The 23,898-nt window shown below is 45.9% G+C and carries 24 protein-coding genes; 8 read left to right on the forward strand and 16 right to left on the reverse strand.

Features of this window, described 5'->3' with window-relative positions; all coding sequences use genetic code 11:
* Positions 1–46: 46 nt before the first annotated feature.
* From FCL46_RS19985 to FCL46_RS20005, 5 genes are all read left to right on the forward strand, one after another.
* A complete protein-coding gene (locus FCL46_RS19985; protein ID WP_136805882.1) occupies positions 47–664 on the forward strand; it encodes a DNA-3-methyladenine glycosylase family protein in 618 nt (205 codons plus the stop codon).
* Positions 665–783: 119 nt separating this feature from the next.
* Positions 784–1,098 carry a YbjQ family protein gene (locus tag FCL46_RS19990; RefSeq protein WP_136805883.1) on the forward strand — a complete coding sequence of 105 codons (315 nt, stop codon included), beginning with the start codon at positions 784–786 and terminating at the stop codon, positions 1,096–1,098.
* Between the two features lie 8 nt (positions 1,099–1,106).
* Positions 1,107–1,583 carry a YbjQ family protein gene (locus FCL46_RS19995; RefSeq protein WP_136805884.1) on the forward strand — a complete coding sequence of 159 codons (477 nt, stop codon included), beginning with the start codon at positions 1,107–1,109 and terminating at the stop codon, positions 1,581–1,583.
* The gene (locus tag FCL46_RS20000) at positions 1,580–2,398 is read left to right on the forward strand and encodes a M48 family metallopeptidase (protein ID WP_136805885.1); all 819 of its coding nucleotides are present in this window, start codon (positions 1,580–1,582) and stop codon (positions 2,396–2,398) included. The genes FCL46_RS19995 and FCL46_RS20000 overlap by 4 nt, the downstream gene beginning before the upstream one ends.
* 42 nt (positions 2,399–2,440) lie before the next feature.
* The gene (locus tag FCL46_RS20005; protein ID WP_136805886.1) at positions 2,441–2,716 is read left to right on the forward strand and encodes a hypothetical protein; all 276 of its coding nucleotides are present in this window, start codon (positions 2,441–2,443) and stop codon (positions 2,714–2,716) included.
* Between the two features lie 20 nt (positions 2,717–2,736).
* Here the strand turns inward: FCL46_RS20005 and FCL46_RS20010 are convergent, their stop codons facing one another.
* The 5 genes from FCL46_RS20010 to tgt form a co-directional block, all read right to left on the reverse strand.
* Positions 2,737–3,018, reverse strand: a complete 282-nt coding sequence (locus FCL46_RS20010) for a transcriptional regulator (RefSeq protein WP_136805887.1) — start codon at positions 3,016–3,018, stop codon at positions 2,737–2,739.
* Between the two features lie 62 nt (positions 3,019–3,080).
* The gene (rnhA, locus tag FCL46_RS20015; RefSeq protein ID WP_136805888.1) at positions 3,081–3,779 is read right to left on the reverse strand and encodes a ribonuclease HI; all 699 of its coding nucleotides are present in this window, start codon (positions 3,777–3,779) and stop codon (positions 3,081–3,083) included.
* A gap of 34 nt (positions 3,780–3,813) precedes the next feature.
* Positions 3,814–4,275, reverse strand: a complete 462-nt coding sequence (gene sixA, locus FCL46_RS20020) for a phosphohistidine phosphatase SixA (RefSeq protein ID WP_136805889.1) — start codon at positions 4,273–4,275, stop codon at positions 3,814–3,816.
* Between the two features lie 128 nt (positions 4,276–4,403).
* Positions 4,404–4,763: a preprotein translocase subunit YajC gene (gene yajC, locus FCL46_RS20025; protein WP_136805890.1), complete on the reverse strand. Its 360-nt coding sequence runs from the start codon at positions 4,761–4,763 to the stop codon at positions 4,404–4,406.
* 96 nt (positions 4,764–4,859) lie between these two features.
* Positions 4,860–5,978 carry a tRNA guanosine(34) transglycosylase Tgt gene (gene tgt, locus FCL46_RS20030; RefSeq protein WP_136805891.1) on the reverse strand — a complete coding sequence of 373 codons (1,119 nt, stop codon included), beginning with the start codon at positions 5,976–5,978 and terminating at the stop codon, positions 4,860–4,862.
* A gap of 476 nt (positions 5,979–6,454) precedes the next feature.
* Between tgt and FCL46_RS20035 the strand changes: the two genes are divergently transcribed.
* Complete coding sequence (locus FCL46_RS20035; RefSeq protein ID WP_167505765.1) at positions 6,455–7,822, forward strand: DUF4388 domain-containing protein; 1,368 nt, start codon at positions 6,455–6,457, stop codon at positions 7,820–7,822.
* Between the two features lie 85 nt (positions 7,823–7,907).
* Here FCL46_RS20035 and FCL46_RS20040 read toward each other — a convergent pair whose 3' ends face one another.
* From FCL46_RS20040 to guaB, 5 genes are all read right to left on the reverse strand, one after another.
* Positions 7,908–9,008, reverse strand: coding sequence for a phosphotransferase enzyme family protein (locus FCL46_RS20040; protein ID WP_136805893.1), 1,101 nt, complete (start codon positions 9,006–9,008; stop codon positions 7,908–7,910).
* 3 nt (positions 9,009–9,011) lie between these two features.
* Positions 9,012–10,010: a glucokinase gene (gene glk, locus FCL46_RS20045; protein ID WP_136805894.1), complete on the reverse strand. Its 999-nt coding sequence runs from the start codon at positions 10,008–10,010 to the stop codon at positions 9,012–9,014.
* Between the two features lie 90 nt (positions 10,011–10,100).
* Positions 10,101–10,865 (reverse strand): LabA-like NYN domain-containing protein, encoded by a 765-nt coding sequence (locus FCL46_RS20050; protein ID WP_136805895.1) that lies wholly within the window; start codon positions 10,863–10,865, stop codon positions 10,101–10,103.
* A 30-nt stretch (positions 10,866–10,895) separates the two neighbouring features.
* A complete protein-coding gene (gene guaA / locus FCL46_RS20055) occupies positions 10,896–12,446 on the reverse strand; it encodes a glutamine-hydrolyzing GMP synthase (protein WP_136805896.1) in 1,551 nt (516 codons plus the stop codon).
* Between the two features lie 70 nt (positions 12,447–12,516).
* Positions 12,517–13,980, reverse strand: coding sequence for an IMP dehydrogenase (gene guaB / locus FCL46_RS20060; RefSeq protein WP_136805897.1), 1,464 nt, complete (start codon positions 13,978–13,980; stop codon positions 12,517–12,519).
* Positions 13,981–14,255: 275 nt separating this feature from the next.
* Between guaB and FCL46_RS20065 the strand changes: the two genes are divergently transcribed.
* A complete protein-coding gene (locus FCL46_RS20065; protein ID WP_136805898.1) occupies positions 14,256–14,864 on the forward strand; it encodes an L-threonylcarbamoyladenylate synthase in 609 nt (202 codons plus the stop codon).
* Here FCL46_RS20065 and FCL46_RS20070 read toward each other — a convergent pair.
* The 6 genes from FCL46_RS20070 to FCL46_RS20095 form a co-directional block, all read right to left on the reverse strand.
* On the reverse strand, positions 14,848–15,132 hold the full coding sequence (locus FCL46_RS20070) for an HU family DNA-binding protein (protein WP_136805899.1): 285 nt from the start codon (positions 15,130–15,132) through the stop codon (positions 14,848–14,850). The genes FCL46_RS20065 and FCL46_RS20070 overlap by 17 nt on opposite strands.
* A gap of 135 nt (positions 15,133–15,267) precedes the next feature.
* Positions 15,268–17,001: a 30S ribosomal protein S1 gene (locus FCL46_RS20075; protein ID WP_136805900.1), complete on the reverse strand. Its 1,734-nt coding sequence runs from the start codon at positions 16,999–17,001 to the stop codon at positions 15,268–15,270.
* Positions 17,002–17,546: 545 nt separating this feature from the next.
* Complete coding sequence (locus FCL46_RS20080) at positions 17,547–17,999, reverse strand: rhodanese-like domain-containing protein (RefSeq protein ID WP_136805901.1); 453 nt, start codon at positions 17,997–17,999, stop codon at positions 17,547–17,549.
* 10 nt (positions 18,000–18,009) lie between these two features.
* Positions 18,010–19,593 (reverse strand): DEAD/DEAH box helicase, encoded by a 1,584-nt coding sequence (locus FCL46_RS20085; protein ID WP_228723258.1) that lies wholly within the window; start codon positions 19,591–19,593, stop codon positions 18,010–18,012.
* A 221-nt stretch (positions 19,594–19,814) separates the two neighbouring features.
* Complete coding sequence (locus FCL46_RS20090) at positions 19,815–20,519, reverse strand: zinc ribbon domain-containing protein (RefSeq protein WP_136805902.1); 705 nt, start codon at positions 20,517–20,519, stop codon at positions 19,815–19,817.
* 66 nt (positions 20,520–20,585) lie between these two features.
* Complete coding sequence (locus tag FCL46_RS20095; protein WP_136805903.1) at positions 20,586–21,761, reverse strand: type IV pilus twitching motility protein PilT; 1,176 nt, start codon at positions 21,759–21,761, stop codon at positions 20,586–20,588.
* 146 nt (positions 21,762–21,907) lie between these two features.
* Between FCL46_RS20095 and ilvD the strand changes: the two genes are divergently transcribed.
* Positions 21,908–23,746, forward strand: a complete 1,839-nt coding sequence (gene ilvD / locus FCL46_RS20100; RefSeq protein ID WP_136805904.1) for a dihydroxy-acid dehydratase — start codon at positions 21,908–21,910, stop codon at positions 23,744–23,746.
* Positions 23,747–23,898 lie beyond the last annotated feature (152 nt).

Below are 23,898 nucleotides of genomic sequence, written 5' to 3' on the forward strand. Positions count from 1 at the left end.
TAATGGCCATTCTCGGACAGCCTCCTAGCGCAAAACTCATAGTGCAATGACTATTACAAAGATAAATCAGGAAGAGGTCATAACAAAACTTACCCGTATAGAACCATCTTTCGCCGAAATACTTGCCCTTCATGGCCCACCTCCTCTATGGAAGAGGAAAGAAGGCTTTCCAACCCTGATCAGGATAATCCTTGAACAGCAAGTGAGTCTGGCCTCTGCAAAAGCAGCGTTTGATCGTCTGGTTATTTCTTCAGGTACAGTCACTCCAACTCGTTTTCTTGAATTCACTGATGACGAGTTAAAAGCGATCGGTTTCAGCCGCCAGAAAACCGCATACGGCAGACACCTTTCACGATCAATCATAGGGGGCAGTGTAGAACTTGAAAACCTGGATCACCTTACAGATGATGAAATACGCCAAACCCTTACACAGGTTAAAGGGATCGGTATATGGACCGCAAACATCTACCTCCTCATGGCCATGCAACGTGCTGACATCTGGCCCAAAGGCGACATTGCTCTGGCCGCGGCCTATAAACAGATAAAGAATCTCGATAAACGGCCTACAAATGATGAAATGGTAATAATCAGTAATCAGTGGAAGCCATACAGGTCTGTAGCCGCTCGGCTACTCTGGCATAGCTATCTCAGTGCAGGAAAATAGCGCGACTAACAGCTTTTCTTTGACAGGCCGGCCAACTCCCATTAAATATACATATACATTTCAAACACTTTTACATATATCTCCACATTCCTAATTATCAATAAATACGGAGCAAAAGCATGATTCTTACAAATGTTGAAACCGTTCCCGGAAAACAGATTGTTGAACATATGGGTATTGTTCAGGGATCAACGGTTCGTGCCAAGCATCTCGGGCGTGATTTTATGGCCTCCCTTAAAAACCTGGTGGGTGGAGAGTTAAAGGGCTATACCGAGCTCCTCCAGGATTCGCGGGAGGAGGCAATGCAGCGTATGTCCGAACAGGCAAGCCAGATGGGCGCAAACGCAGTTGTTAATATCCGCTTTGCCACCTCTTCTGTCGCCCAGGGCGCAGCTGAGCTTTTTGTTTATGGAACAGCGGTCCGGGTTGAATAGGAGACGATATGGAGATCTTCCTTCAGTACCCTGATCTGTTTATTTTTCTATTTCTAGCATGTCTCGGATACGGGGCCGGAACCTGGACCGAAAAACGCCATTACGCATCTATCCGACAGCGTGAAGCTGAACTACTAAAGATGCCCGTAGTGACAGGCGGTATAGATTTCAGCAGCAAACCGATTGAGCATGCAGAACTCGTTACCGGCAGTGCTGTTATCTCGATTGATTATTTCAAACGGTTACTTGCCATTCTACGAAACATCTTTGGAGGTCGTGTCAAATCATATGAATCCCTGGTTGATCGTGCACGGCGCGAAGCAATCCTGCGCCTTAAAGAATCCGCCAGAGATAATGGTGCTGATATCGTTGTCAACATGCGGCTTGAAACCGCTGCAATCGGACAATCGGCCAATCGCAAAAGACAAATCGGCAGTGTTGAAGCAATTGCCTACGGAACTGCTCTTACCTTCAGCCAGAAATGAAATACACACCAAAGCAGCTTGAAGATAACGTAAACGTCTCAAAGAGCCACCCGCTTGTCGACCTGTTCTGGTTAACAGGCGGTCTCGTACTAATAGCTGGGTTGATATTCCTTGCTCTCGGTTTAGCAACTGATCTAGCTGTCTCCAAAACACCTGTCAACATTGAGAACTGGTTAGGAAAGCAAGCGCTCAAACGTTTTACCAGTACAACCAATCCTCCATTGCAACAACGTCTGAACACACTGCTCGCCAGCCTTCCCGAAGATTCTCTTCTCCATGATTACGACTTCAAGATTTTTCTCTCAGAAACAGATGCTGTAAACGCCATAGCATTGCCCGGTGGTAATATTGTTGTCTATTCAGGCCTTCTGCGGGAAATTAAATCAGAAAATGAACTGGCCATGGTGCTGTATCATGAACTTGGGCATTTTGAACATCGTGACCATCTGCGAGGACTTGGGCGGGGGTTAAGCCTTACATTAGCTTCGGTGCTGCTGTTTGGCAGCGACAGTGCAGCCAGTGAGGTAGTTTCAAAAACCCTTCTTACCTTTCAGGCAAATTATTCTCAGTCTCAGGAATCGGCAGCGGATACGTTTGGCCTGGACATGCTTGTTGCCCACTATGGTCATGCAGGAGGGGCGACAGATTTTTTCAGCAGACTCGCAACACAAGCAGATAACACAAACCGCCTGCCCTATCTTCTCGCTTCTCATCCACACCCGCAGGATCGCATAGATGAAATTAACAAACGTATTATCGACAATAATTATTCTATAGGCACGCCAACACCTCTGGCCGACAACCTGAAAGACTGATTACATCTCCACCATTAACTATTTACCATTAACAGGTGCATTGTGTCCCAACAACTGTCTCCCAAGACCTATGGCCTTACAGCAAGAACAGTCCTCGAACAACTCGATGAGACTACCATCGCCATTGTTATAAACCGAAAAAGCAGGATCATTATGGCTGACGGGAAGAAAATTTTAGAAAAGGTACGTGTTGTAAAAAAACATCAACCTAAAGCTACTATTGTGCTCAAAACAAATGCTCCACTCTGCAGTAAAACGCGACTATATCTCGAAGCTGAAGGTATACCTGTGATAGCGTTATTATCTTCAGCGTATTAATTTCATGCATTTACGAAAATTTAGCGAATTATGTACGTTGCCATGCGTATATGCCCTTCCCGACATCGTGGGCATCGACCAGGCCGGTTGAATCGTGAGCGTTCCTTGAAGGTATACTCACAATTCAAGCAGACATACGGATGTATCACTAGTGTTTCACCTGCCGCAGCAACTGATTTGGCAATATGCGGAAGATGCTCGTATACTTCTTTTTCGCGTATTGAAAGGATTTGAGAGAGGTCCAGGGCGTCAAGCTCTTCTTCCCTTAATAGCTCAATCATCCGCTGTCTGAGAGTTGTCATAAATCGATTACCATATTAAGCAGAATATTTTCGTGAAATTTTCTGGCTCGTACAGGCTGCGCTTACCTTGTCATCTCATACTCATGGTCAACTGGCAACCCTTCACTACGGGAAGTAGCCACAGCAAGTTGATCACATCTTTCGTTAAGTGGGTTTCCTGCATGTCCCTTTACCCATTTAAAGGTAACATTTTCTGTTTCAAGAATATCCAGAAGTTCTCCCCAGAGATCGGGATTCAGGGCCGGTGTACCATCTGATTTACGCCATCCCTTTGCTCGCCACTTTTTTGCCCAGCCCTTGTTTATACCGTTAACCAGATAGCTGGAATCAGAATAGAGCACAATGGGTCTTCCACTTCCAGCGACCTCTTTTAAAGCGACAATACATGCTGTCATTTCCATTCTGTTATTAGTGGTCATTCGAAAACCACCTGAGATCTCGTGCTGTCTGCCATCAAGACAGATAACAATCCCGTACCCTCCCGGCCCAGGATTATTAATAGCCCCTCCATCTGTATAAATGACAATAGCATTATCAGGATGCTTCGCAGGTGGTTCTTTCCGTGAGGAAGAACTCTTTTTAGGTCCGGCATTTTTTGCGTAAACAGGATCATTCATCCAGGCTTTTGCTTCGGCCTCCGAAGGAAAACTCTTGAACTTTGCCCCGGCAAATCCCTTAACCTGTTTTTCGGCTGTCGCCCAGTCCGTGAAAATCCCGGTGCTTCTTCCGGCCGCTACTGCATAAAATTTCTTCTTCGCCATGTACTTTTATTCCGTTCCTGAATGATTTCGGACCCTAATTGATATTAGGCATTAAAGCCCATTTCACAGAATACAACCCGTCGGTGTCGTCTCTGTCGAGACAAACAATTCCACCGTTTTGAAATTTAAAAGGTCTATACTCAGGAGATCCGGTTATAAGCTGTGAAACCAGTCTCTCCATAAAGGGCAGATGACCTACAAACATTATATCCGTGGCAGGATCAAGCGATGCCGCAAATGCCACGACATCATCCATAGGATTGATGCCATTCTTTTCAGCAATACCATCTCGCGGTTTAAGATGTTCACCAAAGATTTCGGCAGTCTCTCTGGCCCGCTTTTTACCACTATGAAATATCTGTTTAACCTGGATCGTATAATTTGCAGCGACCCCGGCAATCAGCTTAACCGTATCTTTTCCTTCTTCAGAAAGTCCACGATCAGGATCTGTTTCTTTGGGAAGCGACACTCCATGCTGCACAAGATAAATAGCCATATCAACCTCCAGTTTTGGTGTATTCAAAATTGCCACTCAAAGCACAAAAAAAGCCACTTTGTTCAACGAACAAAGCGGCTTTTTTGTCTTACTCTACAACCTGCAGAAATTTAGCATCCTTTGATGCCTCAGCCTCCTGCTTTTTTAACGTCCTTGCCTGCAGCACCAGCAGAAGTACCATCTTTATTGATAGCGCCTGCAACGGCATCACGTGAGATCTTGATAGTGATATCACGCGCGATCTCAAGGTTGATGATATTGTCATTAATATCAGTAATGATACCGTGAATACCACCCTTGGTCAGTATCCGTGTTCCCTTTTTCAGTTCAGACAAAAACTGCTGATGCTGTTTAGCCTGCTTCTGCTGAGGTCGGATCAATAAAAAGTAAAAAACAACAAAAATCAGGATTATAGGAATAAACTGGCCCATAGCTCCGAGTGGTCCCGCAGCTGGTGCAGCATCTGCAGCATAAGCAATGCCGGTCATAATGTCTCCTCCAGAGAGTTGAAATAACAAATATATCCAGATAGGTACACGAATGAAATCTCCGGATACTCTAAAATAAATTTCGTCCTAAAGTAATCACTTGCACTCAAGCCTGCCATAAAAATCTTTACGGAACTGAGCAAAGTTGTCTTCCTCAATTGACTTACGAACTCCAGCCATCAGGTTTAGATAATAATGCAGGTTATGAATAGTGTTCAGGTGATAACTGAGAATTTCGCGACTCACAAACAGATGCCGTAAATAGGCGCGTGAATAGTTTCGACAGGTGTAGCAGGTGCAATTTTCATCAAGGGGAAGCATATCATCGCGATACCTGGAATTTTTAATCACAACCCTCCCGGTAGAAGTAAACAGATAGCCATTTCTGGCATTTCTTGTCGGCATAACACAGTCAAACATGTCTATGCCGCGCCAGACACCCTCTATGAGGTCCTGCGGAGTTCCAACACCCATCAAGTACCGGGCATACTCTTTCGGCATATGCGGAGTAGTCGCCTCGGTCATATCATACATAACCTGCGGCTCTTCACCCACGCTCAGCCCGCCGATAGCATAACCGTCAAACCCTATATCTATAAGTTGCTCGGCATGCATTTTACGCAATTCTTCATGCATACCACCTTGGATAATTCCGAAAAGCAGTTGTTCTCTTTTAGTATGAGCGTCCCTGCAACGTTTTGCCCAGCGAGTTGTAAGATTTGTTGAATTGATCACCTCATCCTTGGTCGCAGGATATGGTATGCAGGTATCAAGACACATCATTATATCAGAACCAAGGCTCTGCTGAACCTGAACCGCATCTTCAGGGCTTAAAAACAGTTTTGAACCATCAAGATGAGAGCGAAAAGCAGCACCTTCTTCGGTTATAGTCGCCAGATCTTTGAGACTGAAAATCTGAAAGCCGCCACTATCGGTGAGGATAGAGCCTTTCCAGTTCATGAAGTTATGAAGCCCGCCGAAACGTTCAATGAGTTTATGTCCGGGTCTGATAAAAAGATGATAGGTATTACCGAGAATTATCTCAGCATTCATTTCATAAAGATTTTCAGGCGTTACCGCTTTTACAGTAGCCTGGGTCCCCACCGGCATAAATACAGGTGTCTGAATCGTTCCTTGCCGGGTAGTTACCTGACCACGACGAGCTGCACACTCTGAGGAACTGCAGTGCAGAGTGTAAGGTGTATTATTTTGCATTATATTTTGGAATTTCAATAAATTTCTTGAGCACGACCGCAGGAACAACTGCACGTAATGTCTGTATGGTTAATCCATCTATCGTGATACAATTAACATTTTAATGAACCACTGGAGTCAACGCAGTTTTCCGATCGCAAAACAGCCGTAGATATTACCTTAGAGGCTTGGCAGCGTAAACTCTTTTCAGGTTCTATTCACCATTTGTTCTTTTCTGTCTAAGCGACAGACAATTCATACCAGACATATTGCTGCTGATGACTGGCCAACTCAATCCGCTGCATAGTGTGCTGATTCGGCAATATGCCTAACAAAAATAACTTTACTTTTTATGCATGTTTTCTGCATACTAGGAGTATGAGTCAAAATATTCATTGCTGATTTTTGTTTTGCAAACGTAACTATCCAGCCATTTAATCATGATAAACACCCGTCCTTCGCGGCATCGGGTGAAGCACTACTACAGACTGCTTCATATGAAAACTATTATCATCATCGAAAACGACGATGTCGAGCAGGAACCGGTAACAGATTTACTGAGACAGGCTCCTGAAGATTTCACTTTCCTCTATGCCCAGAATGACCAGGCAGCAATCGTTATTGCTAAACAGGAAACTCCGGATCTAATTATTTACGATCTCTCAACAATGCAATCTCCGCAAATCAAGGGGTTGGCGCGACTGACAAAGAAACTCCCGTATATTCCCTGCATGGCAATTCTTGGTGAAGAAGGCTTGTTAGCAGAAGAGGTTAACACCGCAGGTGTCAGCCGTTCCATAACACGGCCGCTCCAAATCAAACAACTCCACAAAAACTGTACCGACCTCATAGAACTTGCAACCAGCGGACAAGTTCGAGGAATTCCTATCCACAGCCTCCTTCAGATGCTTGAAAGTGATGAAAAAACATGCACTTTAAAAGTAGCGAGCAAGCAGGTTTCAGGCATGATCTTCGTAGAAAAAGGGGCTGTAATCGGTGCCGAGGCCGGAGACAAAGAAGGTGAAGAAGCTATCTACTCGATTATCACCTGGGAAGATGCCTCCGTTGAAATCCGCTACTATAATTGCCAACGCCAGCAAACCATTAACAAACCCTTGATCTCGCTTATCATGGAGGCTTTCCGTTTAAAAGACGAACGAGACTCCATACGTGAAAAACAGGAATCCCAGAAAAAGCCTAAACTCGAACTTAAGCATATCTCTACCGCCGGGAATCGTATTTCCCTTGATATCGGTTCCAAAATTAAAATGGAATTCGATACTGTCGATACCCCGCTTGTAAGCACCATGGTCGGCATGATCCCGGATGAGTATCTTATTGTGACAACTCCTGCCCCATTTGCTGCTGTAAAAACTGCACTAGAAACGGGTAGCAGGATCGCAATTAAGTATCTGCATATGGGTAGGCTTTGCATGTTTAAGACCCAACTTCTTAAAGCAATTCAAGACCCGCACCAACTGCTTTTTCTCGATTACCCTCCAGTAATCCACTACCATGAATTACGAAGAGCTAAACGAACTGCTATTTTTATTCCCTGCACCTTCCACCTACCCAATGGGCCTGAATTCTATGGTGTTCTGGTCGATCTTAGCGGCCTGGGCTGTCTATGCCAGCTCAAGTCAAAAGGAAATGCTCCGTTACCCCCTATAGATATCGAGACCAAAGTACAATTGCGTTGCCTGCTTCCCGGCTTAAAAGAAGATCAGGAACTGACAGGAGTCGTAAAGAACATTAAGAAAAGCTCAGCAGAAACACGGATAGGAATAGAATTTACAGAGCTTCAGCAATATTTGAAGGAAATAATTGAAAAGTATATATATTCGGTTGAATCCATCACCAGTTAGGTGTAGCCATGATAGCTCATAACCTGTGGTGTGCTAATCTCCATAGCCAGACTGTTCTATACGGCTTGATCACTTTATCGCCAGTTCAACTCGCTAGGTTTGCAATAGAGGCCCGGATCTGCTTTTCCTGAAGTACAATCGACTCTGCTAGACGTAACTGAATATTTGCCTTTCTGAGATTATCCCCTCGCTGATCTACTTTAAAATACAGATCCCCATTCAGATGGTCGGTGAGGAAACGTACACCCAGCTCTAGAGAAATAATACGAATTGAATCATAAATAACAGAAACTTCATCGTGCCTTAAGCGATCACCAACCGACTCAAAATATCCACCCAACACTGCCTCACAGATATTTATATCAAATCTGACATCTGCTTCAGTATGTATATTTTCACCAGCTCGATTACAAAGAGAGCGAAGGCAATCACCAATATCGTAATGAATTAATCCGGCCCCGACAGTATCAAGATCAAACATTCCGACAGCCTTACCTTGAACTGAAATAATCATATTATCTAATTTGGGATCACCATGTATGATTCGCGGTTTTAAGCTGCCAGAATTTTTCATATCCTCGAGAACACCTGCGCCAGCTCGATATCTCTCGACTATTTCAAGACACGTGTGCAAAAGACAATCATCTGTATCTGCTCTATTCTGAGTGCAGCACATTGCGGTATCAAGTTCACTGAGATAGCTTGGTGTATTATGAAAACCAGGGATTGAAACGGGAACTTCATCGACATTAAGATCATCAGTCAACAGATGAAACTCTCCGAGAATCCTCCCTAGCTGCGACCCGAGAGTTGTAGTAACCGCTATGCCACCAAGTTGTATGTGCTCTATGAAAGTCTGAGCCCGCCAGAATCCGCCATGAGAATCAAGAAAAGACAACTCATTGTCTTTTGTGGGGATAAGTTGAGGACATTGAAAATCGATGCCTGCAGCAGAAGCACGGGTTGCTATATGCCGGGTAACTGAAAGAAAATTTTGGGCAACGAGTGGAAGATCCGGGAATACTGAACTATTTATTTTCTGGAGAACAAATTGCCTTTTCTGATCCCTGACAAGGTAAGTATAGTTGATGTTCCCCTCACCTAAGGGGTGTAGAGAGACCTGCTGTCGGTCTATTCCAAAAGCGGACAGCACTTCCGGAGATATTTTTCCCGCTATTTTCTGCATTTTTTATCGTGCCAGCATTTCCAACCCATATCTGGCTGCGCCGATAAGTGCTGCATCTTTTTTTCTGATAAGATTGACAGGGATCGTTGTCATGAGCTGCGCCATCTTCCCTTTAGCCAGGAAATTAGCAAGGAAACCATCAAATGAGACCCGGTCAGCAATGCGGGGCACAATTCCACCACCGATATATATACCGCCTCTGGCGTAAAGTTTTAAGGCAAGATTACCCGCCTCAGCCCCGAGAATATTCAAAAAAAGATCAACTACCTTTCCGCACAGCGGGCAGGGGTTATCTCCAAATGCATTATCAAAAATAATCGGGGTGCGATCAGCTGCACGAGACATCTGGTCGCGTACGTGCTCCATCTCTGCCATGCCTATCTGCTCACGGTAGAAGTCATAGAGATTTGGAATACCCGGGCCAGCTATAAGACTCTCATAACTCACCCGCTCACGTCTTCTGAGCATCCATTTTAATAGCTCTGTCTGCTCTTCATCTACAGGCCCAAAGTCTGTGTGCCCGCCTTCACTTCCCCGTGGAAAGAAGAAATTTTCTCCCTGGACAAGTACTCCTTCACCAAGGCCCGTTCCCGGAGCAACGACGCCAATCAATTGGCCCTGTTGGACATCTCCACGTTGTATTTCGAAGAGTTCATCACCAGTCAGTAATGAAAGTGATGCACAAACGGCGGTGAGGTCATTGATCAGGTGCAATCCGCTCAAGTGGAACTCACGGGCAACGCTCTGCTCATCAATAACCCATGGAAGGTTTGTTACTCTGGCAACACCACCGCTAACGACACCGGCAATGCCCATACAGCTGTACGAAGGAGTTGCACTAAACTCCTGAAGAAACTCGTGGATTATGTCTTCAAGTCGCTCATAATTACCACTCGGATAACGCTTACGAGCTATCGACTGATAGCTCGTAGAGGTTGCGTCAAATAGTGCCAGTTCGCATTTTGTTCCACCGACATCTACGGCGAGAAGTGTTGCTCTCACTCAGGTCTCCCTGTCGCATTTTGGATAATATACATCTACAACAGACACGCCACACCTATTCGTACAGATAACTGATGATGTCGGAGGTTCTTAATCATCCAGAGAACGAATATCCCAGGCTTCAGTACGATTACCATTATCCGGGTTAGTGACAACGTCAAACTCAAAGATATTAGAAGAGTCAACAAAGAGATTGTCATTAATTTCGGGTGCTTTGGAGCAATGAAAAAACACTGACTCAGGTGTCAGGCCTTCAGAACTAAGCGTATAATAGCGCATAAACCCGAACCCTCTATCTGGATTGTAGTTTATTGGAAAACCACGCTGACGGTTAGTCTCACCATTACCGTGAATCGGTAGAAGTCCTGGAACCAGAAATCCTGACAAAAAGGAATCTGCAGCTTCTTTCAATTCATGGCTTACATGTTTAAATGCGAGCACCTCAACCCTGCACCCCATATTCTGCAAAGCAAGTACCAACCTGATAAAATCACCGTCACCGGTCAGGAGTATAATACGATCAAGATTTCTCGCCTGCAGCAAAGCATCGATAGCCAGATCCATGTCAGCATTTGCCTTAGTGGTGATTATTCCTTCATCATCCACGAAATGCTTGACGTATTTCTTGATTACCTTAAATCCGCACTGACGAAGAACATTGTGATAACGGTAAAGTTTCTGGCGATAGTCCGGATCATCTTTCGTTCGTTCACGGTCTTCGGCCAGATATGAATTTGCCCGTAGCATCACAGAATCTCCGGCGCTGGCAAGATCGACCAGGACATCATACCTCATGCCGTAGCCGCCGCAGAGCCGGATATTCTCGGCATCAACATAGATACCAGTTTTAAGCATTAGTTATTCTCCATAAAGATTAGCACTCGCCTATTCCCACTCAATTGTGGCTGGTGGCTTGGAGGAGATATCATAACATACCCGGTTTACACCGCGAACCTCATTAATGATTCGGCTTGAGATATTTCCGAGTAGCTCATACGGCAGCTTAGACCAGTCTGCGGTCATGGCATCACGAGAGTCGACAGCGCGAAGTGCGATAACGTTCTCATACGTACGGCCATCACCCATGACACCGACTGTCTGAATCGGCAGCAAAACAGCAAATGACTGCCATACCTTGCGGTACCATCCAGCCTTACGCATCTCCTCAAGGACAATAACATCAGCCTTGCGAAGGATGTCAAGACGATCGCGGGTAACTTCACCCATGATTCGAATTCCAAGACCCGGACCAGGAAATGGTTGACGATAGATTGCCTCTTCAGGCAACCCAAGCTCAAGACCAAGTTCACGAACCTCATCTTTAAAAAGCTCACGCAGGGGTTCAATCAGCTCGAGTTTCATCACATCCGGCAGTCCACCGACATTATGATGTGACTTGATTGGCGCTTCCCCTCTGAAGGAGACAGACTCGATCACATCCGGGTAGAGTGTGCCCTGAGCAAGAAATTCGACCTTACCGATCTTATGCGCTTCTTCCTCAAAGATTTTGATAAAGCCAAGCCCGATACGCTTACGCTTGATTTCAGGATCTAAAACCCCATCGAGTTCACTCAGGAAAAACTCAGTAGCATTAACATCAATGACGTTGAGTTTTGTTTTCTCTCTGAAAAATCTGAGAATAGATTCGGACTCACCGGTGCGCATCAGACCGTTGTTAACATAGATACAGGTAAGCTGATCGCCAATAGCCTTATGGACCATTGCTGCTACAACAGATGAATCAACACCACCAGAAAGAGCACAAATCACGTGATTATTGCCAACTTTTTCACGAATAGCCTCTACATTGGCCTCGATAAACGAGTGCATTGTCCAGCTTGGACTGCAACCACAGATACCGAAAACAAAATTGCGCAATACATCGTTTCCGATCAGTGTATGTGCCACTTCAGGATGAAACTGCACAGCCGTAAACGGCTTGCTCTTATGGCGAATCGCAGCATATGGAGAATGTTCACTGGTGGCAGTAACCTGAAAGCTTTCAGGAAGAACTTCGATCCTGTCACCATGACTCATCCACACCTGATGATGAAAATCTCCGGTCTCAAGACCGGCAAAAAGCCCTTCAGTGTAATCAATACTCAGATCAGCTTTACCAAATTCACGCTTGGTAGCTTTTTCAACTTTTCCACCCTGTTGCTGCACCATAAGCTGAGCGCCATAGCAAATACCGAGAATCGGTACGCCAAGCTCGAAGACCCCTTCATCACAATGGGGAGCATCTTCGTCATAAACTGAACACGGTCCGCCTGACAGCACGATTCCTGTCGGTTTAAGCTCTTTAATTTTATCAAGCGCAACATTAAACGGGTGAATCTCACTATAGACTTTCTGCTCTCGTATGCGTCGTGCAATAAGCTGAGTAGTCTGTGAGCCGAAATCCAGGATGAGTATTTTTTCGCTGTGGATATCCATGTCTTCTCTTCTCAATTACTGATTTTTGGGCGAAAGCACGACACAGTTTCTGCCGTGCTCCGATATTCTGCTATGCTGTTCGGTAATTCGGTGCTTCCTTGGTAATGATTACATCATGGACGTGGGACTCACGCAAACCTGCAGGTGATATGCGAACAAACTGCGCCTTCTGCTGAAGGTCTTCAATTGTTGCAGCACCGACATAGCCCATTCCTGAGCGGAGACCACCAAGAAGCTGATAAATAACCGTAGTGATCGGTCCCCGATATGGAACCTTTCCTTCAATACCTTCTGGAACAAGTTTTGAAGTAGTGTTGATATTAGACTGGAAATACCTGTCTGATGATCCCTGACTCATTGCGCCAAGAGACCCCATACCTCTGTACCCTTTGTATGTCCGGCCCTGATAGAGAAAGGTTTCCCCGGGGGTTTCGTCAGTACCGGCAAAAAGGCTACCGATCATGATGGTGGACGCACCTGCACCGATAGCTTTGGCAAGCTCACCCGAGTGCTTAATACCACCATCCGCAATGATCGGAATACCATACCTGCTGCCTGCTTTAACGCAGTTCCTGATAGCAGTCATCTGTGGAACACCAATGCCTGCGACAATACGTGTTGTACAGATAGAACCAGGCCCTACACCAACTTTTACAGCGTTGGCACCGGCTTTAATAAGTGCTTCTGTCGCCTCTTCCGTAGCCACATTTCCTGCTATTATCTGCAAATTCGGAAAGGCTGATCTGACCCTTTCAACCCCACGTATAACGCCAGCGGAGTGTCCGTGGGCGGAATCGATAACAACAACATCAGCACCAACCTTCAACAGCCTTTCGGCATGTGCCTCGATTTCCTCACCAACTCCAAGTGCTGCACCTACAAGAAGGCGGCCGAAGTTATCCTTGGCCGCCAATGGGTATTTCTTTATTTTTTCAAGATCTTTTATGGTGATCAGCCCCGTTAGTCCCCCATGGTCATCGACAACGAGTAGCTTCTCGATTCGATGCTCATGCAACAATGCCTTTGATTGCTCAAGAGTAATACCAACTTTGGCTGTTACAAGTTTTTTACTTGTCATCACGTCAGATACGCGAAGATCATTGTCAGAGACAAAACGTAAGTCACGGTTGGTTACAATTCCTACCAATTTCCCCTCGTGCAGGACAGGCAGACCGGAAATCTTGTAGGTAGCCATGATCTCCTGAACTTCATTGACAGACTGGTTTTTGTTCACTGTGATCGGGTCGATTATCATACCTGATTCAGATTTCTTTACGCGCTCAACTTCCAGCACCTGCTGATCAATCGACATGTTTTTATGGATAATACCGATTCCACCTTCGCGTGCCATTGCTATAGCAGTGCGGTACTCGGTAACGGTATCCATAGCCGAACTCACCAGGGGTGTATTCAGGCTAATTGTATCTGTCAATTTTGTCTTGAGCGATACCTCATTAGGAAGGACCTCGGATGCAGCGGGAACGAGAAGTAAATCATCAAATGTTAGTGCTGTTTCAATATTATCTGGTAACATAGTCCCTCCTTGTCAGGAATAGTGGCATATGGAGAATGGTTTGTGGTGCAGGAAGTATAGCCGCTTAAAGTATGAAAGCTCAATTTGGCATTTTTTCCTGGCTGGAATGCAGTACCGCATACCTTTTTCTGCCAAATGTTTTAAAATATAATGGTAAAGCATTCTGCAGACGATTTGCAAAATTTCTTAATATAAACCGGAATAGATCCGATTGTTGGCAACAGCTGTTCAGGCCACATAGAGCGTTCCGCCATCCGATGAAGGATCACCTGAAAATGATACTGGAAATAAATCCATACAACCCACAGCCTCGCCTTATACAACAGGTCGTTGAAAAAATGAAAAACGGTGCTGTAATCTGCTACCCCACCGACACTGGCTATGGTATTGGCTGCGACATCTTCAACCCTAAGGCAATCAAGCGGGTCACACAGATAAAAAATCGTCCTAAGCACAAGCCTTTTTCATTTATGTGTTCAGACCTCACACATATTGCCAATTATGCACACGTATCAAACACTGCCTACCGACTGCTCAGAAAACGACTTCCTGGTCCGTACACGTTTGTCCTTCCCGGCACGAAAGTTGTTCCTAAGGTGATGACGACCAAACAGAAGACTGTAGGTATACGTGTACCAGACAATGAAATAAGCCAGTTACTGATCAAGACACTCGGCAATCCCATTGTTACAACCAGTCTGCCGGCTGAAGATGAACTTCCGCCGGCAGACCCGTTTGATATAGACCTGTTCATTGGCAACAGGGTTGATCTCGTCATCGACGGAGGTCCAATTTACCCTGACCCTTCAACAGTTATTGATTTGACAGGTGAGTATCCGGAAATCCTCCGCGAAGGAAAAGGAGACGTTACTCCTTTTCTATAATCAATGCCTCTTTCAAGGACTTGCTCATAGTGAAATGAAGTGTATTGCGTACCGGAATATCCATCATTTTTCCGGTGCGCGGGTTCTTAGTACATCTCGGCTTACGCTGTCTTACTGAAAAGCTGCCATATCCTCTCAATTCAATTCGACGCTCTTCCTGCAACGCTTCAGCCATTGTTTCAAGAATGATATCCACCGCCACACTTACATCCTGCTTCTGCATGGACAAGTGATCACTTACCTTATTTACAATATCTTTTTTCAGCATCTCTTCGTCTTCTATGTAAAACCGGGTTACCGATAAGTATCCGGTATGTAATTGTGTATAAAAAAAGGTTGTTTTGCCGGATGGTTACCGGCAAAACAACCTAGGCACTGCAACGTTCTATATTACCGGAGTGACTTATTCTTCGTCAGTCCCGCCACCGCTCTCTGCAGCAGCTTTGAGGAGATCACCAAAAGTGGAAGGTGCGCTCTCAGAAGCACCACCGCTATCGGCCTGGCTGTAAGATTGACCACCCTCTTTCTCTCCGTCGCCTTCAAGTGTCTTAACAGACAAACCGATCTTACGATCTTTAGAGCTTACGTTGATGACGATTGCCTTCAAGGTGTTACCAACTTCGTACATTCCGACTGGTGTCTTAACTTTGTCTTTGCTGAGTTCAGAAACGTGAACGAGTCCTTCGATTCCTTCCTCAAGTTTAACAAATACACCAAAATCGGTAACGTTGGTGATTTCACCCTCTACAACAGTACCGGATGGGTAGTTGTTGTAGGCTGCCTGCCATGGATCAGGAACCAGCTGCTTAACACCAAGGGAGAATCTCTCGTTCTCACGATCGATCTTCAGAACAACTGCCTGAATTGTCTCGCCTTTAGCATACTTCTCGGAAGGATGCTTGATGCGCTCGGTCCAGGAAAGATCGGAAACGTGGATGAGGCCGTCAATGCCTTCCTCGATACCAATGAATACACCGAAATCGGTGATGTTCTTGATCTTGCCTTCGATGATGGATCCAACTGGGTAGTTCTCGGTAACGAGATCCCATGGGTTAGGCTGGAGCTGCTTCATACCGAGAGAGATACGCTTGGTCTCTGGCTCGATGTTCAGTACCATTACCTCAACCTCATCACCAACGGAAACCATCTTGGATGGGTGACGCGGCTTCTTGGACCAGGTCATTTCTGAAACGTGGATAAGACCTTCAACACCTTCTTCAAGCTCTACGAATACACCGTAGTCGGTAATGGATACAACTTTACCAACGGTCTTCTCGCTGAGAGGATATCTGTCAACAACGGTTGCCCATGGATCTTCGCGAAGCTGCTTGATACCGAGGGATACACGATCGTTGTCTTTGTCATACTTGAGAACCTTAACTTCAACTTCCTGCCCAACTTTGTACATTTTGGCAGGATGAGAAACGCGGCCCCAGGAAAGATCGGTGATGTGACAGAGACCGTCCATACCACCCATGTCAATAAACAGACCGTAATCGGTGATATTGGTAATAGCACCGGTGATCATCTGACCTTCCTGAAGTTTTGAACGCATTTCCTCACGCAGCTTGTTGCGTTCCTCTTCGAGGATAGCACGGCGGGAGATAACAACGTTGTTTCTCTTTTTGTTGAACTTGAGGATCTTGAATTCGTATGTCTCACCGATCAGTGCGTCCAGATCTTTTACAGGACGAAGATCAATCTGTGAGTACGGCAGGAATGCAGGAACGCCGATATCAACTGACATACCGCCCTTAACGCGGCTTTCAATTTTACCTTCGATGGTTCCGTCGTCTTCCTGAATTTTGGCAATATCTTCCCAAACCTTAATTGCAATAGCCTTCTCTCTGGAGAGCAGGAGACCGCCTTCATCTTTACGGCGCTCAACAAACACCTCAAAGGTGTCACCCACTACTACTTCATGATCTTCTTCCAGGCGGAACTCAGACTTCGCGATGTAGCTTTCAGCCTTATCACCTACATCTACAAGGAAGTAGTCATCCTCGGTTCCGATAATGGTACCGATGGCGACATCACCAACAGCAACAACTGTGCTGTTTTCTTCCATTTCAAAGAGCTCTGCAAAGCTCAGCTCTTCGCCGCTGTCCTGATTTGCTTGTTTCAATTCTTCTGTCATGTGGATTTACTCTTAGTGCAGTAGACCTAAAAAAAAAGGCTACGCGGTTAAGGTTGTTGTGTGGAGGTTAACACCACCACTTTTACGATTTTTGCTGCTCCCAGGAGTCAGCACTTATCAATTCTTGAACATTACTTTATACCAACATTTCCACCAAAGGACAAGAACTTCATTAACTATTAATGAAAATTTTATTTCCCCTCTCATCCGTGAAAAAAAACCCAGTATTATCAGGATAGAGGCTAACAGCCTCTATCCTAGAAAGATTGCAACTGTCTGCACAGTCAGCAAAACAAACTCACTGAAAAGGAAAATAATTACTACACAGAGCCAATGTTATCTTTGTCAATGTAAATGAAGAAGTGGCGGTAATACAGCAGCTTCGTTTTAAGCAAGCATTGTGCACTAATAATTCTTGCGCCGGAAATTACAAGGGGCACAGAGCAATTTGATTGTTGGGAAAATGATATATTGCAAAAACAGAACCATCACAAACCTGACTGACACGCCAAAACAACAAACGCGTCAAGGGGCAACACACATTCTTATTTCTGCGTGTATTCCAGCGGCAGTCCGGCCTTTTCCCAGGCAGAGATCCCACCACGGAGATTATACACCAGCCGATAATCCTGCTTCATGAGGTACAACCCAGCCGCATAACTCCTGCCACCAACAGCACAAACAAGCATTAAGGGCTTGTCACGCGGCAAATCGGCACGGCCTCCCAATATATCTCCAAGCGAAACCGGAACCGAATCAGCTATACGAACCTGTTCGCGTTCGGCTGGTGTACGCACGTCTACAATCAATATATTCGCATCATTCAATACGAGTTCCTGCGCCCTTTGAGGCAACACCGAGGTAAACTCAGGATCACGGTCTAAAAGGGTATTAACCTGTTCCTGAGCAGGTGGTTGCTCAGACTGCTCGTCGGAGCAACCACCGATAAATCCTGCCAGGAAAATCAGTAGAACGCAGGAGTGCAAACATTTCCTCATAGAATCCAAACTATTCACTGCTTTTACTCTTCTGCGGCCGTGGCTTTCTCGATGTGTGAGATCCCTGAGGGCGGCGCCCTTTCGCAGGTCTTCTCGCTGCTTTTTTGGGATCAGGCGCGCCCTTTGCTCTCTCTGGAGGTGGCACCAACAGCTCTTCAGGTGGCACGGTGCACTCCAGTGAACGTTCAATATATTCTTCAATTTCAGGCAAAACGAACGCACCTTCTTCACAGGCAAAGCTAATCGAAACGCCTTCAGCGCCAGCTCTTCCTGTACGCCCAATTCGATGCACATAATCTTCCGGTTCATAAGGCAGTGTAAAATTAACCACATAGCTTATGCCTTCAATATGAATTCCACGCCCGGCTACATCAGTTGCCACAAGCACCTTAACCTTACCTGCCCTGAACCTTTCAAGCCTGCTTTCACGCTTTGACTGCGGCACATCGCCTGACAGCAGTGCACACTCAATACCATCACGCTGAAGCCGTTCGCTCAATTTCCGAACTTCGCTTTTCATGTTGGCAAAGACCATGATTCGCTCATCAGTCTTTTGCTTGATGAGGTTATATAACACAAAGTATTTCTCTTCAGTCGTCACCAGATAGACCTTCTGGTCTATACTGTCAACAGAGACCTGTTCTGTCTCTGCCTCGAGGTATACCGGCTTGACACACCACTGGTAGGCAAGCCTTTTCACATCATCTGAAACGGTAGCTGAAAACAATAGGGTCTGGCGCTGTTCCTTAGGAGGAATCCTGCCAATAATTCGCCGTACATCAGGAATAAAGCCCATATCAAGCATTCGATCACCTTCATCGATCACCATGATATTGCATTCCTTAAATGAGATGATATTCTTATTGGCAAAATCAAGAAGCCTACCAGGTGTTGCAACAATAACATCAATCACCTGGTCACCAACAGCTTTCATCTGAGCTTCGTAATTCGTGCCGCCATACACTGCATGAATCCGTAAGCCGGTATATTGACCAAGCTTCTTTCCATCTTTAGCAATCTGTCCAACCAACTCACGGGTAGGAGCGATGATCAGTGCTCGCGGCGATCCTTTCTTGGTTCGCTTTTCACGATTTTTTAACAACCGTGCGAAGATTGCAATGAGAAAGACAGCACTCTTCCCTGTTCCGGTATTAGCTTTTCCAACCAGATCTTTCCCTTCAAGCACTTGAGGCAAAGCCTTCGCCTGGATCGCCGTACAATATTCGAATTTTAAATCGGCAATACCATGCATCACAGAAATCGGCAGTTCAAAATCATGAAATCTTGACAACCCTTCTCTTGGGGAAACCTTGAAATTATCAACGGTCCAGCGTGGTTTTCTTTTTCTGGGGGGACGTTTACTGACCTCGGCTTTTACATCCGATGCATTGGGTACTACTGCATCGTCCTTCATTTTTGTACTCGCGGGCTCAACCTTAACGGGAGCTTCCTTAATAGGAGCGATCTTCTTTTCAGGAGCAGACAACTGTTCATTCTCAAGCTCCAGATCCCGGGTTTTCTTTTTCCCGAGAAAGCCTGCGCGGGCGAATTTTTTGATTTTCTGGCCAGCGCTGGCTATAAACTTTTTCATCATGGGATAATCCTGACTCTGACCTTAACCAGAAAACTGCTTTTGCAGAAAGAAACACTCCTTCCCTGAAAAGCTATAAGGTCTAATATTGAAATAGGTTTTCATATCTGCCTCTACCGGCAGATACATAATGCCCTGATCAGGAAACTTTCCCGGCCAGGGTTCGTGGCAGGTTTGATGCAGGCAGGATGAATACTCTAAAAAACACAAACGGTAAACAGCTGCTATTTGCCCAAAACTCTCAGCTCTTCCATCAATGGACCGAAAAGGCTTTCATAATCAGGAATCGCTTTACGCAGAATTGTTCCGAAATACGGCACATCCTGATCATTCACAACGATATTAGCTGAATATGCAAGGGCTTCAAGATCAAACAATGTATGTAGATCCTTTCCTATTATAGCAAAGAAAATATATCGTCTTCGGGTCATGCTCATAGTGCACATGAACGTATGAAATTTACCTTTCCCCAGCCCTTCAGGCTCGAAATCGGCATGAAGGATCACACTTGAATAGTTGACAAACTCCATCTTTTCGATAGCCGCATCTACAGAGTCGGACAGTTCAGCTCGATAGCCCAACCCTTCTACCGCTTTTACAACGTTTTTCCGAGCTTCACCTTCAGGCATGAGAACCAGCGCCAGAGGTATTTCTTCGACCACTTCCTGCCCTTCGAACACTCCATCCTTCAACCACGACACATCCGGTGGACTCGGTGGTTTAATTTTGACACCGGACTGCGGCAAAATCTTTCTTCTAGCTGGCGATGGTGCTCCCTTTTGCAAAACACTTCCATCTATCTGAAACGGCTGAGCACATTGCGTGCACTTGACGCGGGCCTTCTGGTCTGCTTTAAGATTCTGCAAATTCGCCCTGAATTTGTCGCTCAGCCTAAGTTGTTTCCCACAATTGGGACAGCTTACATTCATGATACCCTCATAGTATATGACATTTAACAGAGAAGTTTAGTCCTACCTACTCATCGCTGCGGGGAATTACCGAAAGTACCCATCCTGTTCTTCCTCTTCTTCCATCGCAAGACCGCTCAGTGTTGACGTCGCTTCTCCACGCTCAGCTTTCAGTTTATCCATCCCGCGGGTCACTTCATTTCTCTGTGAGCAGTATGTCAATGCAGTCTTCTCTGTTATTAATCCTCGACTGAATAATTCCAAAATGTCCTGATCGAACGTCCGCATATCAAGAGTAGCACCTTCTTTAATTACGTTATAGAAGGTTTTCTCCTCAGTCTCTCCATTGAGAATAATATCTTTTATCCGCAAACTACTGCGAAGAATCTCCATTGCCGCTATACGGCCGCCTCCCACCTTCGGAAGCAATCGCTGGCCAACCACCCACTTAAGAGTATCTACAAGCCTGTGGCGAATCTGCGGCTGCTCTTCCTGCTCAAACATACCGAGTATTCGATTTATTGTCTGGCCTGCGTCAATGGTATGGAGTGTAGAAAACACAAGATGGCCGGTTTCTGCTGCAGACAAACCGATCTCCATGCTTTCCCGGTCACGCATCTCGCCAACCAGAATAACTTTGGGTGCCTGACGAAGTGCGGCGCGAAGCCCGACAGAAAATGTGCTGAAATCGTTACCTAACTCACGCTGGTTAAATGTAGCCAGACGCTGTTCATGAACATATTCTATCGGATCTTCAAGTGTAACAGCATGAACAGGGCGTGTATCATTAATCCTGTTAAGAAGCGCAGCAAGCGACGTCGTCTTACCCGAACCTGTGGCCCCTGTAAAAAGCACCAACCCGTTCAATTCCGCTGCCATCTTGCCGAAACAATCAGGAAACTGCATGGACTCAATGGAGGGAACCTGCGTTTCCAACTTTCTCAAAATTGTGGTAAAGTAGCCCTTTTGAGTGAAAACATTGACCCTGAAACGAGCCTTTTCACCAAGTGAGTAGGACAGATCACATGATCCGTTTTCCAGCAAATCCCGCAACAGACGTCGGTTATTGCCAATAAGATTCAAGGCAAAGGCCTCGGTCTGGAAAGGTGTCAGTGTCTCCACCGGTGGCTGAACGCTTACAGGAACAAGCTTTCCTGCGGATTCAACCTGCAATGTTTTACCGACTGTTACATTAAGATCGGAAGCATTGGGATAAGATTCCAGCATAGCTGTAATCCAGTAATCTATTTCTGTCTTTTTCATAACAGTCTCCTGAAAAGATGTGCAATACCCTCTATTTTCATAGTATATTGTCTATAAAGTAACAAGAATTTCAATAACTTTTTTCCTATAACCACAATCTTACGACCACCCCAGGTCTCCCTTTCTCTACAAACAAGGTGTAACCAATGGCAATTCCACTTCGCAGCGCAACTACAACCCAGGGTAGAAGAATGGCAGGGGCACGCAGCCTCTGGCGGGCAAACGGCATGAAAGAAGAGCATTTCGGCAAACCGATAATTGGTATTGTCAACTCTTTTACCCAGTTTGTCCCAGGCCACGTTCATTTGCACGAAATCGGTCAGCATATTAAAAAAATTATTGCCGAAAAAGGATGTTTCGCCGCAGAATTCAATACCATCGCCATTGATGATGGTATCGCCATGGGCCATTCCGGCATGCTCTATTCCCTGCCATCGCGTGAACTGATCGCCGACAGCGTTGAGTATATGAGTAATGCTCACACAGTTGATGCGCTCATCTGCATCTCCAACTGTGATAAAATCACACCTGGAATGCTCATGGCAGCGATGCGCCTCAACGTCCCGACAATCTTTGTTTCAGGCGGCCCGATGGAAGCAGGTGTCGACGGAGATAAACGGTATGATCTCGTTGATGCCATGGTAATGGCTGCCGACCAGAACGTGAGCGATTCCGAGGTTGAGCGGGTGGAGCGCAGCGCCTGCCCAACCTGCGGGTCCTGCTCAGGTATGTTTACCGCTAACTCCATGAACAGCCTCAATGAAGCGCTGGGACTGGCCCTCCCAGGTAACGGCACACTGGTTGCAACTCACGCAGGACGAACAAAACTCTTTGAGACCGCAGCCGAACGCATTGTTGAAATGGCCGAAGCCTGGTACGAAAACGAAGACGCCTCAGTGCTTCCGCGCTCCATCGCCAGTAAAGCCGCATTCATGAACTCGATGACACTTGATATCGCAATGGGCGGATCTACTAATACAGTGCTGCATCTGCTGGCAATTGCAAACGAGGCCGGTGTCGATTTCAATATGAACGACATTGACGGTCTCTCGAGAAAGGTACCGGTACTCTGTAAAGTCTCTCCATCTTCATCCTATCACATGGAAGACGTTCACCGTGCAGGCGGTATCATGGGCATCCTTGCCGAGCTTGAGAGAGCCAACCTGATTGACAGCAGCGTCAGCCGTGTTGACAGCCCTACACTCGCCGCCACGCTTGCCACTTATGACGTTATGGGAGAGAACTGCAGTTCTGAAATACAGGATTTTTACAGAGCATCCCCTGCGTCAACCGGCCTTAACCTTGTCATGGGTTCCCAGAGCACCATGTACAGCGAGGCGGACCTGGACAGAAAAGCCGGTTGTATCCGCAATCTTGACAACTGCTACAGCAAGGATGGCGGACTCGCAGTACTCTTTGGCAATATTGCAGAGAACGGCTGCATCGTTAAAACTGCAGGTGTTGACGAATCAATTCTGAAATTCACAGGGACCGCCAGAGTATTTTCTTCTCAGGACGCTGCCTGCGATGCGATTCTTGATGGAAAAATTCAGGCCAAAGACGCCCTCATCATCCGTTACGAAGGGCCTAAAGGTGGACCGGGGATGCAGGAGATGCTTTATCCGACGTCATACCTCAAATCAGTTCATCTTGGTGCTGAATGTGCTTTGATAACCGATGGTCGGTTCTCTGGAGGAACTTCCGGTCTCTCAATTGGCCACGTCAGCCCTGAAGCTGCAGCAGGAGGAGCTATTGCTCTTGTTGAAGACGGCGATACTATTGAGATTGATATCCCTAACAGAACTATCGGCGTTGCAGTTTCAGATGAAATCCTCGCAGCCCGTAAAGAAAAAGAAGCTGCAAAGGGAGTAGCAGCTTTCACTCCGGCAGACAGGGACAGAGTTGTTTCCCCGGCACTCCAGGCTTACGCCCTTCTGGCATCATCTGCCGACAAAGGCGCCGTAAGGGAGTTACCTAAAAAATAACCATTCCAGTACTATCCATTCATCAGCAGACATAATCTGTCGTCTGCTGATGAATGGAATTCTCTACGAATATTCGAACTCATTAGCCTGGCCACATTGCAGTCATAACATTACCAAAGATTTTCTGACATTGGCCACCTCTTAAAATAATC

This window comes from Desulfosediminicola flagellatus (genome assembly GCF_005116655.2).
Taxonomy (GTDB): Bacteria; Desulfobacterota; Desulfobulbia; order Desulfobulbales; family Desulfocapsaceae; genus Desulfopila; species Desulfopila flagellata.

Bases quoted from the DNA above. Each gene is read 5' to 3' on its own strand.
- tgt (WP_136805891.1), bottom strand. From the start codon at position 5,978: ATGCAAAATAATACACCTTACACTCTGCACTGCAGTTCCTCAGAGTGT.
- FCL46_RS20035 (WP_167505765.1), top strand. From the start codon at position 6,455: ATGAAAACTATTATCATCATCGAAAACGACGATGTCGAGCAGGAACCG.
- FCL46_RS20085 (WP_228723258.1), bottom strand. From the start codon at position 19,593: ATGATGAAAAAGTTTATAGCCAGCGCTGGCCAGAAAATCAAAAAATTC.
- FCL46_RS19990 (WP_136805883.1), top strand. From the start codon at position 784: ATGATTCTTACAAATGTTGAAACCGTTCCCGGAAAACAGATTGTTGAA.
- FCL46_RS20075 (WP_136805900.1), bottom strand. From the start codon at position 17,001: ATGACAGAAGAATTGAAACAAGCAAATCAGGACAGCGGCGAAGAGCTG.
- FCL46_RS20050 (WP_136805895.1), bottom strand. From the start codon at position 10,865: ATGCTTAAAACTGGTATCTATGTTGATGCCGAGAATATCCGGCTCTGC.
- FCL46_RS19985 (WP_136805882.1), top strand. From the start codon at position 47: ATGACTATTACAAAGATAAATCAGGAAGAGGTCATAACAAAACTTACC.
- rnhA (WP_136805888.1), bottom strand. From the start codon at position 3,779: ATGGCGAAGAAGAAATTTTATGCAGTAGCGGCCGGAAGAAGCACCGGG.
- guaB (WP_136805897.1), bottom strand. From the start codon at position 13,980: ATGTTACCAGATAATATTGAAACAGCACTAACATTTGATGATTTACTT.
- FCL46_RS20090 (WP_136805902.1), bottom strand. From the start codon at position 20,519: ATGAATGTAAGCTGTCCCAATTGTGGGAAACAACTTAGGCTGAGCGAC.
- FCL46_RS20080 (WP_136805901.1), bottom strand. From the start codon at position 17,999: ATGAGGAAATGTTTGCACTCCTGCGTTCTACTGATTTTCCTGGCAGGA.
- FCL46_RS20040 (WP_136805893.1), bottom strand. From the start codon at position 9,008: ATGCAGAAAATAGCGGGAAAAATATCTCCGGAAGTGCTGTCCGCTTTT.
- ilvD (WP_136805904.1), top strand. From the start codon at position 21,908: ATGGCAATTCCACTTCGCAGCGCAACTACAACCCAGGGTAGAAGAATG.
- FCL46_RS20010 (WP_136805887.1), bottom strand. From the start codon at position 3,018: ATGACAACTCTCAGACAGCGGATGATTGAGCTATTAAGGGAAGAAGAG.
- FCL46_RS20070 (WP_136805899.1), bottom strand. From the start codon at position 15,132: ATGCTGAAAAAAGATATTGTAAATAAGGTAAGTGATCACTTGTCCATG.
- yajC (WP_136805890.1), bottom strand. From the start codon at position 4,763: ATGACCGGCATTGCTTATGCTGCAGATGCTGCACCAGCTGCGGGACCA.
- sixA (WP_136805889.1), bottom strand. From the start codon at position 4,275: ATGGCTATTTATCTTGTGCAGCATGGAGTGTCGCTTCCCAAAGAAACA.
- FCL46_RS20065 (WP_136805898.1), top strand. From the start codon at position 14,256: ATGATACTGGAAATAAATCCATACAACCCACAGCCTCGCCTTATACAA.
- FCL46_RS20000 (WP_136805885.1), top strand. From the start codon at position 1,580: ATGAAATACACACCAAAGCAGCTTGAAGATAACGTAAACGTCTCAAAG.
- guaA (WP_136805896.1), bottom strand. From the start codon at position 12,446: ATGGATATCCACAGCGAAAAAATACTCATCCTGGATTTCGGCTCACAG.
- FCL46_RS19995 (WP_136805884.1), top strand. From the start codon at position 1,107: ATGGAGATCTTCCTTCAGTACCCTGATCTGTTTATTTTTCTATTTCTA.
- FCL46_RS20095 (WP_136805903.1), bottom strand. From the start codon at position 21,761: ATGAAAAAGACAGAAATAGATTACTGGATTACAGCTATGCTGGAATCT.